Origin of the sequence: Pseudofrankia asymbiotica (assembly GCF_001983105.1) — a bacterium.
GTDB lineage: Bacteria > Actinomycetota > Actinomycetes > Frankiales > Frankiaceae > Pseudofrankia > Pseudofrankia asymbiotica.
The window spans coordinates 148,417-162,725 of the sequence record NZ_MOMC01000025.1 but is presented as its reverse complement, the minus strand read 5'-3'; the positions used below and the strand labels follow the sequence as shown (position 1 = coordinate 162,725).

General features: G+C 74.5%; 12 protein-coding genes. 6 read left to right on the top strand and 6 right to left on the bottom strand.

Annotated elements, in window-relative coordinates; genetic code table 11:
• From BL253_RS14080 to katG, 3 genes are all read left to right on the top strand, one after another.
• A partial coding sequence (locus tag BL253_RS14080) for a sugar transferase (protein WP_131831493.1) occupies positions 1-300 on the top strand: 300 nt, incomplete at its 5' end.
• An 84-nt stretch (positions 301-384) separates the two neighbouring features.
• The gene (locus BL253_RS14075; protein WP_096335997.1) at positions 385-825 is read left to right on the top strand and encodes a Fur family transcriptional regulator; all 441 of its coding nucleotides are present in this window, start codon (positions 385-387) and stop codon (positions 823-825) included.
• A gap of 25 nt (positions 826-850) precedes the next feature.
• Positions 851-3,073 carry a catalase/peroxidase HPI gene (gene katG / locus BL253_RS14070; protein ID WP_076817056.1) on the top strand — a complete coding sequence of 741 codons (2,223 nt, stop codon included), beginning with the start codon at positions 851-853 and terminating at the stop codon, positions 3,071-3,073.
• Positions 3,074-3,145: 72 nt separating this feature from the next.
• On the opposite strand, the gene cysC is transcribed toward katG, so the two are convergent.
• On the bottom strand, positions 3,146-4,852 hold the full coding sequence (cysC, locus tag BL253_RS14065; RefSeq protein WP_420801662.1) for an adenylyl-sulfate kinase: 1,707 nt from the start codon (positions 4,850-4,852) through the stop codon (positions 3,146-3,148).
• Between the two features lie 297 nt (positions 4,853-5,149).
• On the opposite strand from cysC, the gene BL253_RS14060 reads away from it, so the two are divergent.
• On the top strand, positions 5,150-5,920 hold the full coding sequence (locus tag BL253_RS14060) for a 3'(2'),5'-bisphosphate nucleotidase CysQ (protein WP_198946261.1): 771 nt from the start codon (positions 5,150-5,152) through the stop codon (positions 5,918-5,920).
• Between the two features lie 84 nt (positions 5,921-6,004).
• Here the strand turns inward: BL253_RS14060 and BL253_RS14055 are convergent, their stop codons facing one another.
• A complete protein-coding gene (locus tag BL253_RS14055) occupies positions 6,005-6,637 on the bottom strand; it encodes a TetR/AcrR family transcriptional regulator (RefSeq protein WP_241834778.1) in 633 nt (210 codons plus the stop codon).
• 78 nt (positions 6,638-6,715) lie between these two features.
• Here BL253_RS14055 and BL253_RS14050 point away from each other — a divergent pair, with 78 nt between their 5' ends.
• Together BL253_RS14050 and BL253_RS14045 are read left to right on the top strand one after the other, a co-directional pair.
• A complete protein-coding gene (locus BL253_RS14050; protein ID WP_241834777.1) occupies positions 6,716-8,356 on the top strand; it encodes an MFS transporter in 1,641 nt (546 codons plus the stop codon).
• Between the two features lie 111 nt (positions 8,357-8,467).
• Complete coding sequence (locus BL253_RS14045) at positions 8,468-9,529, top strand: ATP-dependent DNA ligase (RefSeq protein ID WP_241834776.1); 1,062 nt, start codon at positions 8,468-8,470, stop codon at positions 9,527-9,529.
• 109 nt (positions 9,530-9,638) lie between these two features.
• Here BL253_RS14045 and BL253_RS14040 read toward each other — a convergent pair whose 3' ends face one another.
• The 4 genes from BL253_RS14040 to BL253_RS14025 all read right to left on the bottom strand — a co-directional run bounded on the left by BL253_RS14040 (position 9,639) and on the right by BL253_RS14025 (position 14,293).
• Positions 9,639-11,963: a hypothetical protein gene (locus BL253_RS14040; protein WP_076817049.1), complete on the bottom strand. Its 2,325-nt coding sequence runs from the start codon at positions 11,961-11,963 to the stop codon at positions 9,639-9,641.
• 6 nt (positions 11,964-11,969) lie between these two features.
• A complete protein-coding gene (locus tag BL253_RS14035) occupies positions 11,970-12,377 on the bottom strand; it encodes a hypothetical protein (RefSeq protein ID WP_131831492.1) in 408 nt (135 codons plus the stop codon).
• Positions 12,378-12,533: 156 nt separating this feature from the next.
• On the bottom strand, positions 12,534-13,331 hold the full coding sequence (locus BL253_RS14030; RefSeq protein ID WP_076817045.1) for a pyrimidine reductase family protein: 798 nt from the start codon (positions 13,329-13,331) through the stop codon (positions 12,534-12,536).
• Positions 13,332-13,408: 77 nt separating this feature from the next.
• Positions 13,409-14,293 carry a prephenate dehydratase gene (locus BL253_RS14025; protein WP_076817090.1) on the bottom strand — a complete coding sequence of 295 codons (885 nt, stop codon included), beginning with the start codon at positions 14,291-14,293 and terminating at the stop codon, positions 13,409-13,411.
• Positions 14,294-14,309: the final 16 nt, after the last annotated feature.

The following is a 14,309-nucleotide window of genomic DNA, read 5'->3' as shown; positions in this document are numbered from 1 at the left end:
AAGTGGTCGCTCGACGAGCTGCCGCAGCTGTTCAACGTCCTGAACGGCACGATGTCGCTGGTCGGCCCGCGCCCGCCGCTGCCGCGGGAGGTCGCCGAGTACGAGGGCGACGTGCACCGCCGGCTGATGGTCAAGCCGGGCCTGACCGGCCTGTGGCAGATCAGCGGCCGCTCCGACCTCGCCTGGGACGAGTCGGTCCGCCTCGACCTGCGCTACGTCGAGAACTGGACGCTGGCCATGGACTTCGTGATCCTCTGGCGCACCGTCTTCGCCGTTCTGCGCCGCGAGGGCGCCTACTAGCCGTTCGCCAGCGGCGCCGGCAACACTGGAACAGGTTCCAGTGTTTTCTTGACAGGTTCAAGAAAACGGGGGAGAGTGGCGGCCATGGCCGCCGCCCTGGACTTCCAGCAGATGCTGCGAGGGGCCGGTCTGCGTGTGACCCGTCCTCGGATGGCCGTGCTGGGCGCAGTGTTCGCCCACGCACACGCCGACACGGACTCGATCATCGGCGTCGTTCGCCGGGAGCTCCCCGAGGTGTCGCACCAGGCCGTGTACGACTCGCTGCACGCGCTGACGGCCGCGCGGCTGGTCCGGCGCATCCAGCCGGCCGGCTCCGTGGCCCGCTACGAGTCGAGAGTCGGGGACAACCACCATCACGTCGTGTGCCGGTCATGCGGCGACATCGCCGACGTCGACTGCGCCGTCGGTGAGGCGCCGTGCCTGACCGCGTCCGACGACCGTGGCTACTCGATCGACGAGGCCGAGGTCAACTACTGGGGCCTGTGCCCGGCCTGCTCGGCCGGGCCCGTGCCCGATCGTGCCTGACCCATCTAGGCTCGGGAGGAATCCCATGTCCGAGACCCGCGACACCGCGCCCAACGTCAACGAAGCGAACAGCGTGGGGTGCCCGGTCGCGCACCCGCGTGCCCCGCACCCGACACAGGGTGGCGGCAACCGTGGCTGGTGGCCGAACCAGCTCAACCTGCACCTTCTCGCCAAGAACCCCGCCGTGGCCAATCCCCTCGGCGAGCGGTTCGACTATGCCGCGGCGTTCACCTCCCTCGACCTCGCCGCCGTGAAGAGCGACATCGCCGAGGTGCTGACGACCTCGCAGGACTGGTGGCCGGCCGACTTCGGCCACTACGGCCCGTTCATGATCCGGATGGCGTGGCACTCCGCGGGTACCTACCGCATCGACGACGGCCGCGGGGGCGCCGGCAGCGGCCAGCAGCGGTTCGCGCCGCTCAACAGCTGGCCGGACAACGGCAACCTCGACAAGGCCCGCCGCCTGCTGTGGCCGGTCAAGAAGAAGTACGGACAGAAGATCTCCTGGGCCGACCTGATGATCCTCGCCGGCAACGTCGCCCTGGAGTCGATGGGCTTCGAGACGTTCGGCTTCGCCGGCGGACGCCCGGACGTCTGGGAGCCGGACGAGGACGTCTACTGGGGCCCCGAGTCGACCTGGCTCGGCGACGAGCGCTACACCGGCGACCGGGAGCTCGAGAGCCCGCTCGGCGCGGTCCAGATGGGCCTCATCTACGTCAACCCGGAGGGCCCGAACGGCAACCCGGACCCGCTCGCCTCGGCCCGCGACATCCGCGAGACGTTCCGCCGGATGGCGATGAACGACGAGGAGACGGTCGCCCTGATCGCCGGCGGCCACACCTTCGGCAAGACGCATGGCGCCGGTCCGGCGGAGAGCGTCGGCCCCGAGCCCGAGGGCGCCCCGATCGAGCAGCAGGGCCTCGGCTGGAAGAGCTCGCACGGCAGCGGCAAGGGCGGCGACGCGATCACCAGCGGCCTCGAGGGCATCTGGACCAACACGCCGACGACCTGGGACAACAGCTTCTTCGAGATCCTGTTCGGCTACGAGTGGGAGCTGTTCCAGAGCCCGGCGGGCGCCAACCAGTGGCGGCCGAAGGGCGGCGCCGGCGTCGGCACCGTCCCGGACGCCCACGACGCGTCGAAGACGCACGCGCCGACGATGCTGACGACCGACCTCGCGCTGCGCTTCGACCCGGTCTACGAGACGATCTCGCGGCGCTTCAAGGACGACCCGGACGCGTTCGCCGACGCGTTCGCCCGGGCCTGGTACAAGCTGACGCACCGCGACATGGGGCCGGCCGTGCGCTACCTCGGCCCGGAGGTCCCGGCCGAGGCGCTGATCTGGCAGGACCCGGTACCGCCGGTGACGGGTGAGCTCGTCGACGCCGCGGACGTGGCCGTCCTCAAGAGCCAGATCCTCGCGTCCGGCCTGACGGTCTCCCAGCTGGTCTCCACCGCCTGGGCGTCCGCCTCGACCTTCCGGGGCGGCGACAAGCGCGGCGGCGCGAACGGCGCCCGCGTCCGCCTGGAGCCGCAGAACGGGTGGGAGGTCAACGAGCCCGACCAGCTGGCCGTCGTCCTGCGTACCCTGACCGGGATCCAGGAGACGTTCAACGTGGCCGGGGGCCGGCAGGTCTCGCTCGCCGACCTGATCGTGCTCGCCGGTGGCGTCGGCGTCGAGCAGGCGGCGAGGAACGCCGGCTACGACGTCGAGGTCCCGTTCGCGCCGGGGCGCACCGACGCCTCGCAGGAGCAGACCGACGTCGAGTCGTTCGTCCCGCTGGAGCCGAAGGCGGACGGCTTCCGCAACTACCTCGGCAAGGCCCCGGCCCTGCCGGCCGAGTTCCTGCTGGTCGACCGGGCGAACCTGCTGACCCTCTCCGCCCCGGAGACGACCGTCCTCGTCGGCGGCCTGCGCGTCCTGGGCGCGAACTACCAGCAGTCGCCGCTCGGCGCGTTCACCACGACCCCCGGGGTGCTGACGAACGACTTCTTCGTCAACCTGCTCGACCTGGGTGTCACGTGGACGCCGACGTCCGAGGACGCGAGCACGTTCGAGGGCCGCGACGACGCCACCGGCGAGGTCAGGTGGACCGGCAGCCGCGTCGACCTGGTCTTCGGCTCGAACTCCGAGCTACGGGCGCTGGCGGAGGTCTACGGCAGCGACGACGCGAAGAAGAAGTTCGTGGACGACTTCGTCGCCGCCTGGGTCAAGGTCATGAACCTCGACCGGTTCGACCTGGCCTGATCCCGATCGCCTGGTCTCCCGTCGTCCGGGCCGGTGGCACGTGCCACCGGCCCGGACGGCGTTCGGGCATGGTCAGGCCGGGAGCCAGCCTTCGGTGCGCAGATAGGCGAGCACCGCGTCGACGGCGGCGTCGGGGGTGACCCGCGCGGTGTCGACGGTGACATCGGCGTCGGTGGGTTCCTCGTACGGGGCGGAGACGCCGGTGAACTCCGGGATCAGGCCGGCGCGGGCCCTGGCGTAGAGGCCCTCGCGGTCGCGGTTCTCGCAGACCTCCAGCGGGGTCGAGACGTGGACGAGCACGAATCCGGCGCCGCTGGATCCGACCAGCTCGCGCGTCCTCGCCCGGGCCGCCGCGTGCGGCGCTGTCGGCGCGCAGACGGCGATGCCGCCCGCGGCCGCGACCTCGGCGGCGACGAAGCCGATCCGGGTCACGCCCGCCTCCCGGTCGGCGCGGGAGAAGCCCAGCCCCCTGGAAAGCTGGGTGCGCACCACGTCGTCGTCGAGCAGGGTGACGTGCCGGTCGCCGCGCTCGAGCAGCCGGACCACCAGAAGGGCGGCGAGCGTCGACTTGCCGGAACCGGACAGCCCGGTGAACAGGACGGTGAAGCCACGGGCGCGCCGCGGCGGGTAGGCGCGAGCCAGCTGGGCGGCCACGCCCGGCGGGGTGAGCTCCGCCGGGATCGGCCTGCCGGCGGCGAGCAGCGCGGCGAGCTCGTCGCGCCCCGGCGCGCCCAACGCCGGCCCGGTGATGCTGCCGCCCAGGCCGTAGAACTCGGCGACGTGCGCGCGCAGGGTCACGAGCTCGGCCAGGCGGTCGGGCTCGCCGGGATCGCCGGTGGGCGCGCCGAACGGCGAGGTGGCTGTGATCCCGGGCTCGCGCGGGGCGGCGAGCTCCGCGCTCGGGACGACCGGGACCAGCACGAGCAGCGCCTTCGCCGGCTGCGCGTCGGAGGGGCGCGTGGTCCGGCCCGCCGCGGTCTCGGCGCCCGCGGGGGGCGCGGCGGGACCCGGCGGGTAGAACGACACGGCCGCCGAGGCGCGGGTGGCCTCGGCGGCGATCGCCTCGCCCGCGAGCGTCGCCTCCGTCGGGCGGATCGGCTCGTCGAGCGCGTCGAGCGCCGCGCGCAGGGCGCGGACCCGCAGGTGGTGACGCGGGTCGGTCGGGTCGGTCCCTCCCACGGGCGCGAGCACCACGCACCGCTTGCCCTGCCGGGTCAGCGCCCGGATGCGGGCGATGTCGGCCGTGTGCAGCAGGCCGTCGGCCCAGACCGCCCAGGGCGCCCGCCCGCCGGGCTCGAACCAGCCGCGCTCGCGCAGCAGCGCGCGCAGCTCGCCGGGCCGCGGCCGCAGCCCCGGGTAGTCGGGATGGGACGGCGGCCGCAGCCCTTCCACCCGGCCCGCGAGCCGTGCCTGCCCCGGCCCCACGGCGTCGGCATCGTCGTCCCGCGCGCCGGTCTCGCCGGTCTCGCCGCTCTCGCCGCTCTCGCCGCTCTCGCCGCTCTCGCCGCTCTCGCCGCTCTCGCTGGACGGGCGGACCAGGCCGACGTGCAGTGCGGCGATCATCACCCCCTCGGGATCGCGCAGCGCCACCGTGTCGCCCGGGGCGACGCCCGCGGCGGCCTCGGCCGGGACGACGAGCGCTGGCATCCGCAGGCCGTCGCGCGACGTCGTCTCCGCGTACCCGGGCACCGGGCCGAAGACGCCCAGCAGCAGTAGCTCCAGGTCGGCGAGCTGGGCGAGGGTGAGCGTGAGCGATCGCCAGGCCGTGGACGCGGTCATCAGCTCGGTGGCACGGTCCGCGTCGACGAGCGCCAGGGGACCCGGCGGTCCGTCGGGCGGGCGAGTGGTGGCGGGCACCCCGCGACCGTAGCGGTTGTGGCGACATACGGAGCGCGATCGGTGCCCGTCGCGCCGTCCCTTGTCGTGCTCTCCGGGGAGGGACGGTCGGCACAGCCGGACGGTCGGTACAGAATCGACGAACACCGTCCGTGGCCGGTCCTACCGCCCACTCGTGCCTGTTTCCACGGCGCACGACGGATGATTGATGGCAGCCATCTGCCATAGAATTTGAGGGTGATGAGCATCGACAGCACCACCGAGCTGACCGACGCCGCGCTCGCGAGCCGGCTCGCCACCGACGCGGGCCGCCGGCTTCTGGAGATCCGCGACGAGCTGGGCTTCGCGGACGGCGCCGGGCTGCGCGACGCCGGCGACGCCGGCTCCCAGAAGCTGCTCGCGGCCGCCCTCGCGCACCACCGGCCGGCCGACGCCGTGCTCTCGGAGGRGGCCGTCGACGACCGGGCCCGGCTCGCCGCCGACAGAGTCTGGATCATCGACCCGCTCGACGGCACCCGAGAGTTCTCCGAGTCCGGCCGCGCCGACTGGGCGGTCCACGTCGCCCTCTGGCAGCGGGGCGCCCTCACCGTCGGCGCCGTCGCGCTGCCCGTGCTCGGGGTGACGCTGTCGAGCGAGACCATCACACCACCAGCCCCGGCCGAGGCCGGGCCGCCGCGCCTGGTCGCGAGCCGGACCCGCGCTCCCAGACTGGTCACCGACGTCGCCGAGCGGATCGGCGGCGTCGTCGTCCCGATGGGCTCGGCCGGCGCCAAGGCCGCGGCGGTGATCCGCGGCGAGGCGGATGTCTACCTGCACGCCGGCGGCCAGTACGAGTGGGACTCGGCGGCCCCGGTCGCGGTGGCGCTGGCGGCCGGCCTGCACGCCACCCGCATCGACGGCTCGCCGCTGCGCTACAACCAGCCCGACCCGCTCCTGCCCGACCTCCTGATCTGCCGCCCCGGCCTCGCCGACGCGGTCCTCGCGGCGATCGGGGGGTCCGCCACCGGTTAGTCCGGCGGGCGGCCTGGTCCGCCGGGCGGACCACAGGTGTCGGCGCCGTTCGAGGTGCGGACCTCGGCTGAGATGCGGGCTGGGCTACCTGGACGCCTGGGCGTGGGCGCGTAGGAACGTGTCGACGCCGGCGCTGACGGCGGCGCGGACGCGCTCGTCGGAGACCGGTCGGGTGCCGTGCTCGGTGAGCTCGGCGATCTCCGCGCTGATGAGGGCGAGGAACTGGCGGGCGGCCAGGGCCGGGTCGGGCACGATGAGGTGGCCGGCGTTGCCGAGCATCGCGAGCCGGCCGGCCAGCGCCTCCAGGATCGGGGTCGCCGCCTTGACCCGCACCACCCGGTAGACCTCGGGGTCGCGCGCCGTCTCGGCGGCGATCATGCGGGCGAGGAAGACGGCGCACGGTGTGCGCTGGCACTCGGTGAGCTTCATGGCCAGGTCCCGCAGGCTCGCGAGCCACCCCTGCGCCGAGAGGTCCAGGCGCTGGATCACCTCCAGGACCTGGGCGTTCTGCTGGACGGCCGAGTCGGCGACCGACTCGCGAAACAGCTGCTCCTTGCCGCCGAAGTAGCTGTAGATCGTCGGTTTGGAGACGCCGGCCGCCGTGGCGATCGCGTCGATGCTCGCCCGTTCGTAGCCCTCGTCGCCGAAGATCGGCGCCGCCGCGTCCAGGATCACCCGTCGCTTGTCGCGTCGGGCCACCCGCCGTGCGTCCGTCACCGTCACCGCCCGAGTGTAACGCGATGTTGACGGATCTCGGAGGTTGCCACACTAAACGGTTTGGTTTAGTTTTGCGCCATGGAAGTAAGCGCAGACCCGACCGGCGACCCGACGACCAGTAGGCGGGCGCCCGCCGTCCCCCGCCCGGCGTCCCCGGGCGAGCTGGACTCCGACCGGCGGCCCCCGTCGCCTCGCGCCGAGGCGGCCCCGGAACCCGGGACGCTGGCGCCGCCGGCCACACGGGCCGGCGGGCAGCCGGACGGACCGCCGACCGCGCGGCGGGACGAGGCGGGGGGTGAGCGGCGGACGGCGCCTGAACGGCCGGCCGCTCCGGCCGGGGCGCCGACGGGCGCACTGGTGGTGCTCGGCCTCGCCGCGCTGGTGGCGGTGCTGGACGGCACCGTGGTCTCGGTCGCGCTGCGCACGCTCGCCACCGACTTCGACGCTCCGCTCACCACCGTGGTGTGGACGACCGTCGGCTACCTGCTCGCGGCGGCGACGATGCTGCCGCTGCTCGGCTGGGTCACCGGCCGGTTCGGCGGGCGGGCCGTGTTCCTCGCCGGCCTGGGGCTGTTCGGGCTCGGCTCGGCGCTCGCGTCGCTCGCCTGGTCGGCCGAGGCGCTGATCGCCTTCCGGGTGGTCCAGGGCCTCGGGGGTGGCCTGCTGGAGCCGACGGCGCTCCTGCTCGCCGCCCGGCTCGCCGGCCAGGACCGGGTCGGCCGGGTCCTCGGCACGATCTCGATGATCATTAACGTCGCGCCCGCGCTCGGTCCGATCGTCGGCGGCCTGCTCCTGGCCACCGGGCACTGGCAGTGGATCTTCGTGGTGAACGTCCCGCTGTGCCTGGTCCTGCTCGCCGTCACGCTCGTGTTCATCCCGGCCGACCGCCCGGCCCGTGGTGGCGCGCCGGATCAGGGCACAGGGGCCGGTGGCCCCACGCCGACGGCTGACGTGCGTGGGCTCGTGCTGCTGACGTCCGGCTACGTGGTGGTCCTGCTCGCGCTGACCAGGGCGGGCCAGTCCGGGGCGGGCCTGGTCGTGGCCCTGATCGCCGCCGCGGGGGTGGCGCTGCTCACCGGCTACGCCCGGCACGCCCTGACAACGCCCACCGCGCCGGCCTTCGACCTGCGCCTGCTGCGCCGTCCGGGGTTCGGCGCCAGCCTCGCGGTGATGAGCTGCGTCGGGCTGCTCATGTACGGACAGCAGTCGGCGCTGCCGATCTTCGGGGCCGACCGCCACCACCTGCACGGCATCGGCCAGGGCCTGCTCGTGTGCGCGCTGGGGCTCGGGCTGTTCGTCTCGATGTCCTTGGGCGGCAGGGTCAGCGACCGGACCGGGCCGCGCCCGCTGGTGCGGGTGGGAAGCGTGGCCACCGCCGCCGGGCTGGTGACCTTCGCGCTCACCCACGACCGGCTGCCCCTCGCGGCCGTGTTCGCCCTGTTCGTCGCCATCGGGCTCGGCTTCGGCATGACGRCCTCGCCGACGTTCGCCAGCGTCTACCGAACCCTGCCACCCGCCGAGCAGCCGCAGGGGACGACCGCGCTGTTCATGTCCGTACAGCTGTCGGCGTCGCTCGGTATCACCGTGCTCGGCCTGTTGCAGGCCAGGGCGGGCGACGACTGGCTCACCTGGCTGTTCGCCCTCATGACCGCCGCGGCGCTGGCGATGCTGGTCCTCAGCCGCCGCCTACCCGGTCGCCCCACCGAACCAGTGACTTGACCAGAGCTTCGTGAGTCTTCGCGGCGGGGCGTGTGACGGTGTTGCCGGATTGTGTGACCGTCGTGCGCCGCCCGCTTGTCGGTGGGCGATCATGGGTGGGTGGACCTTCCTGTGTTGCCTCCCGTGAAGCCGATGCTGGCCAGGGCCGTGGCGAAGATCCCCGCGGGGATGAGCTACGAGCCGAAGTGGGACGGGTTCCGGTCGATCGTCTTCCGGGACGGGGACGAGATCGAGATCGGGTCGCGGAACACGAAGTCGATCAAGAGATACTTCCCGGAGCTGGCCGAGGCCTTCCTGGCGGGGCTGCCGGAGCGGTGCGTGCTCGACGGGGAGATCGTCGTGCCGATGGGGGACCGGCTGGACTGGGCCGCGCTCGGGCAGCGGGTGCATCCCGCGGCCAGCCGGATCAGGCTGCTCGCCGAGGAGACGCCGGCGTCGTTCGTCGCCTTCGACCTGCTCGCCCTCGGCGACACGTCGCTGGTGGACACGCCGTTCGCCGAGCGGCGCCGGCTGCTCGAGGACGCGGTCGGCGCCACGGCGGCCTCGGTCGCGGCCGTTCACGTCACGCCGACGACGACCGACGTCGACGAGGCGGGCCGCTGGTTCGAGACGTTCGAGGGCGCGGGGCTGGACGGGCTGATCGCCAAACCGCTGGACGTGCCCTACCAGCAGGACAAGCGCGTCATGTTCAAGGTCAAGCACGACCGGACGGCGGACTGCGTCGTCGCCGGCTACCGGCCGTACGCCGCCGAGCCGACCGCCGTCGGGTCGCTGCTGCTCGGCCTCCACACGGAGGCGCCCGACGGGGGGACGGCGCTCGCCGCGGTCGGGGTGGCGTCGGCGTTCTCGCGGGAGCGGCGCCGGACGCTCGCCGCGGAGCTCGCGCCGCTGGTCACGGACCTGGCCGGTCATCCGTGGGCGCCGGAGCGGATGGGCGACATCCGCACGCCGTGGGAGGCGGGGGAGAGCCGCTGGGGCAAGGGCAAGGACCTCTCGTTCGTGCCGCTACGCCCGGAGCTGGTCGTCGAGGTCCGCTACGACCAGCTGGAGGGGCCCCGGTTCCGCCATACCGCCCAGTTCGTCCGCTTCCGCCCGGACCGCGACCCGGACAGCTGCACCTATGCCCAGCTCGAGGAGACCGTGCGCTACGACCTGAGCCAGATCCTGCGCTGAGCCGCCAGGGGGTGGGTCCGGCATGTCGTGGCAGGTGAAACGGGGCCGGAAAGTACGGTCGCGGCCCCGATTCGGGCTGCCTCGATGAAGATCGGGTTTCGAAGGCGGCTCAGTCGGCGGGTTGGGGGAGGACGGAGACGAGGATCGGGAGGCGGTCGTTGTTGGCGACCAGGGCGGGGCTGGCGAGCCAGCGCAGGTAGGCGGCGCGCCTGGCGGGGGACGTCCGCTCCGGGGCGAGGGGGCGGCCGGCGGCGTCGAGGAAGTCGTCGAGCGGGCCGGTGATGAAGCCGTCGGCGCGCGGGTCGCCGGTGAAACGGCGGCGCCGGCCGGCGGCGTCGGTGACCTCGACGGGAATGATCGGGTCGTCGGCACGGCGCAGCCAGACGGCGGTCGCCGACGCCACGTAGGCCGCCTGCCAGCCGGGCAGTGCCGCCACGGCGATCCGGGCCGAGTCGATCGCGGCCAGGGCGTCCGAGGACAGGATGGGCGCGCCGAATGGTTTGAGGTCGGCAGCCGCGCCGGCCACCGGCACGCTCACCGCGAGGCCCGTGAGCGTGCCGACCGGGTCCGCCGGCTTGATCGCGCGGACGATCGCGGCGAGCTCGTCGATCACCTTCGCGGTGTCCCTGGTGTCCTCCCGCGCGTCGAGCTCGGCGCGCAGGGTGAGCTGGTCGGCGGTCCGCGCGAGCGTCGCGCCGAAGAAGGCGAACAGCGCCGACTGGCGCAGCCGCCCGAGCGCGCGCGGGCTCGCCGGGTAGGCCGTCCGGCCGTCGCCCCGGTAGCCGCGAGTCGCGGCCCACTGGTCCTGCTCCCAGCGCCCCGCGACGAGTGCGGCATCGGTCGCGAGGGCGCGGGCGAGCGGCCCGCCGGCGGCCAGTGCTTCGCCGAGCAGGTCCGCCCACAGCTCGGCCGGGATCCGCGCCCCGTCGATCGGCCCCGTCAGACGCGTCGACCAGGGCCCGCTCGTGTCCGCGGCGGTATCAGAGGACGCGGCGGCCGGCCAGGCGGTGACCAGGGCTCCGCCGGAGGCGTCACGCAGGGCGTCGGCGGCGGGGAGCAGGCCGGTCACCGAGGCGTACATCTCCTCCCGCCACACGCCGAGAACCTCGCCGATGGCGGCGCGCAGGCCGGCGGGCAGCAGCCAGGAGGTATCCCAGCGGCGCGTCTGGTCCAGGTGGGCGGCTCGGTACTGGTGGACGGCGAAGCCGAGCCTGGCGACGAACGTCGCGGCGCCCGCCGGGTCGGCCCGGCGTGCCTCGGGCCCGCCGGCGCGCCTGGCCAGACAGGCCCAGGCGCTGGCGACCTGCTCCGGCACACCGGTCTGGACCGGCGGCGGCAGGGCGGCCAGCCGGGAGCCCGCCAGGATCTCCTCGACATGGTCGGTGGCGAAGCGCGCGACGAGGGCTGGCTCGGAGGCGATCGCGCGCAGCAGCGCGGCGGCGTAGGTCGCCCGGGCCGCCGGCGGCCCACCGCCGAACAGGCCGACGTCACGGGCATCGCCACCCGTCCCCGGGCCGGCGAGCGGTGCTGGGCGGACCCGGTAGTGGTCGCCGCCGACGTCCGTGCCGGCGAACAGCGCGTCGCCGAGCAGCCGCAGCGTCGCCGGGGCGTACCGGCCATGGCCGAGCAGAGGGCCGAGCAGGGTCGTCTCGGCCGCGCCTGCCTCGCCGTGCGCGTTGAACCGGGCCAGCCAGCCGGCGGTGAGCCGCCCCGCTCGGCTGAAGGTGGCGAGCGCGGCGCCGAGCGCCGCCGTCAGCGCAGCCGCGGTCTCGGCCGGCAGGCGCCTGCTGGGCGCGTCCACGAGCGTGTGTGGACCGCCGTGGCTGGCGTGGACCCGCGGGCCGCGCGCGGTCGCCTCGATGACATAGCCACCGCCGCGGACGCCCCCGACCAGGCGCAGGACGGCGGCGAGCCGGTCGGGGCCGACCGCGTCCACGAAGCCGGCGACCAGGTCGGGGTCGTTCGCGCCGACGCCCAGCCGGGCGGCGGCGCCGGCGATCGTCGCCACGTCCGGGGACACGCGCAGGGCGGCGCCGGCGAGCTCGACGCCGAGCAGCGTCCCGGCGGCCCGCGCGGCGTCGCCATCCCCACCGAACGGGTCAGGCGGCAGCGTCAGCGCGACCCGCCCGCCGCTCGCCGTGCCACCTCCTGTGCCAACCACCGCCAGCCGGCCGTCGGGTGTCGCGGCGTCGCGTGCCTCGTCGGAGGCCCGCACCAGCGCGAGCCGGCGGGTGAGCATGCGCTGCGCGTCGTCGGCCCAGGCGGCGGCGCGGCGCAGCTCCGCCGCCGGATCGCCGGGCCGGCCGAGCGGAGCGACCAGCGCCGCGATCACCCGCGCGTGGCGCCACAGCACGTCCCGCAGCGCCTTCAGCCGCTCGACGAGCGTTCCGATGAGCGTGGTGTCGAGAACGACGCGTTCGCGGGGACCTGGCACGGCTGATCACCGCCCGTCGAGCGGGAGGCCTGGAACCGACACCGGCCTGATCGCCCGCGGGTCATCCCGCGGCACCCACTCCGGCTCGGCCCTGGCGGCACCGGAACAGTCCAGCGCCGCCCCGGCGAGCGCCTCGGCGACGCCGGCGCGCGCCCGGGAGAGCTCGCCACCCCACGCCGTCGCCGCCCGGCCCTCCCAGGCGCCGCCACCGAACACCGTGGTGACCTGGCCGAACGCCGTCGCCACCTCGGCGTCCGCCACGCGCAGCGCCGCGGCCGCGGCCAGCAGCGTGCCGCGCCGCTCGTTGGCGACCAGCCCGGCGGGCGGCGGCGCGACGGGGCCACCACGACCGCCCGCGCCGCCCGAGCCACTCGCGTAGACCGACCCACTCGCGTAGACCGACGTGCCCGCCACGGTGCCCCACCCTTCGCCCACCGACCGGCTGCCCGGTGCCCGCACATCGCCCGGGACTGGCCGGCACGCTAGCCAGCCCGCGACGCGCTCGGAAGACGCCGACCGATGGCTGTGGACGACCGCTAACCTGTGGATATGACGTGGGGTAGCGACCCGTTACTGTTCGCGGGCGAGCTGGTAGCGGAGGAACAGCGCGCCGTCCTCCTCGAGGAGATGCGTCAGCTCCATCGGCCGTGCCGACGGCCAGGAGAGCCCGGCGACGATGCCCAGATGCCCCGGACCGCCGAGCAGCGGCGCGACTGTCAGGCACAGCTCGTCGAGCAGTCCGTCGCCGGCCAGCTGGGCGTGCAGCACCGGGCCGCCCTCCGTGAGCACCCGCGGCAGGCCGCGCGCGACCAGCTCGGCCAGGGCCACCTTCAGGTCCACCCGCTCCTCGCCGCAGACGACGATGTCGGCGACCTCCCGGAGCGCCGCCACCCGGTCCGCCGGCGCGCTCGCCCGCGTGAGCAGCAGCGGCCGGACCTCGGCGTCGAACAGGCGCGCCGCCGGGTCGAGCTCCATCGACCCGCTGATCACCGCGATCGGCGGGACGGGCGCGAGCCCGGCCGCGACCCGCGCCTCCCGCCGCTCGGGCGGAACGATCGCCGGGCCGTAGTTCTCGGTCCGCGCGGTGCCCGCCCCGACGACCACGACGTCGGCGAGCCAGCGCAGCGTGCGGAAGACCCACCGGTCCGCTGGCCCGCCGAGGGCACCCGAGCGGCCGTTCACCTCCGCGGCGCCGTCCGCCGAGGCGACGAAGTTCGAGCGGACGTGGGCCGTGCCGGGCGGGAGGACGGGCACGGCGTAGACGGCGTCCAGGTCGTCCTGGGCCAGGCCGTCCTGGGCCAGGCCGGGCTCGGCCAGCCCCGGTCGGGTCGGTGAGCCGGGTTCGGGCGGGGGCAGCAGGCGGCGCATCGGCCCGACCCTAGCGTCCGGCCCCGGCCGATGTGCCGGGTGTGCGGCGGCTCATGACGCGGCCCTGCCGGGACGTGTCAGCCTGCGGCGGCGCGGGGCCGGCTGGCGGCGGTGCTGCCGGCGATGTGCTCGCGGTACCGGCTGGCGCGGTAGACGCCGAGGATGCGGTAGTCGGCGAAGAAGGCCAGCTCCTCGAACGCCCGCGCGACGGCCAGCTCCTCCGGGCTGCCCTCGATGTCGGCGAGGAACTGGGTGGCGACGAAGTTGCCGCTCACCATGAAGCTCTCCAGCTTCGTCATGTTGACGCCGTTGGTGGCGAAGCCGCCGAGCGCCTTGTAGAGGGCGGCCGGCCGGTTCTTCACCTCGAAGAAGAACGTCGTCACCAGCTCGTGCACGCCGGCGGCGGCCCGCAGGTTCTCGCCGGAGAAGATGAGGAACCGGGTGGTGTTGTGGTCCTCGTCCTCCAGGTCCGCGCGCAGGATCGCCAGCCCGTAGACCTCGGCGGCCACTCCGGAGGCGATCGCGGCCCTGGTCAGATCGCCGGACTGGGCGAGCTCGCGCGCGGCCCCCGCCGTGTCCGCGTCCGGCACCGCCCGCAGGCCGAGCCCCCGCAGCGCCTCCCGGCACTGGGCCAGCGCCTGCGGATGGCTGTGCACGGTCTTCAGGCCGTCGAGCGTCGCGCCGGGCAGCRCCATGAGCTGGTGGTGCACTGGCAGGAAGTACTCGCCGATGATGTGCGCCGTCGCCTGCGGCAGCAGGTGGTGGATGTCGGCGACCCGGCCCGCGGTGGAGTTCTCCACCGGGATCATCGCCAGCTCCACTGTGCCGTCGTCGATCGCGGCGAAGCACTCCTCGAATGTCTGGAACGGCACCGCGTCGAAGTCCGGGTAGACGTTCCGACAGGCGAGATGGGAGTTCGCTCCAGGCTCGCCCTGGTAGGCGATGCGCTGCCGGGATTTCATCACGGACACGGTGGTC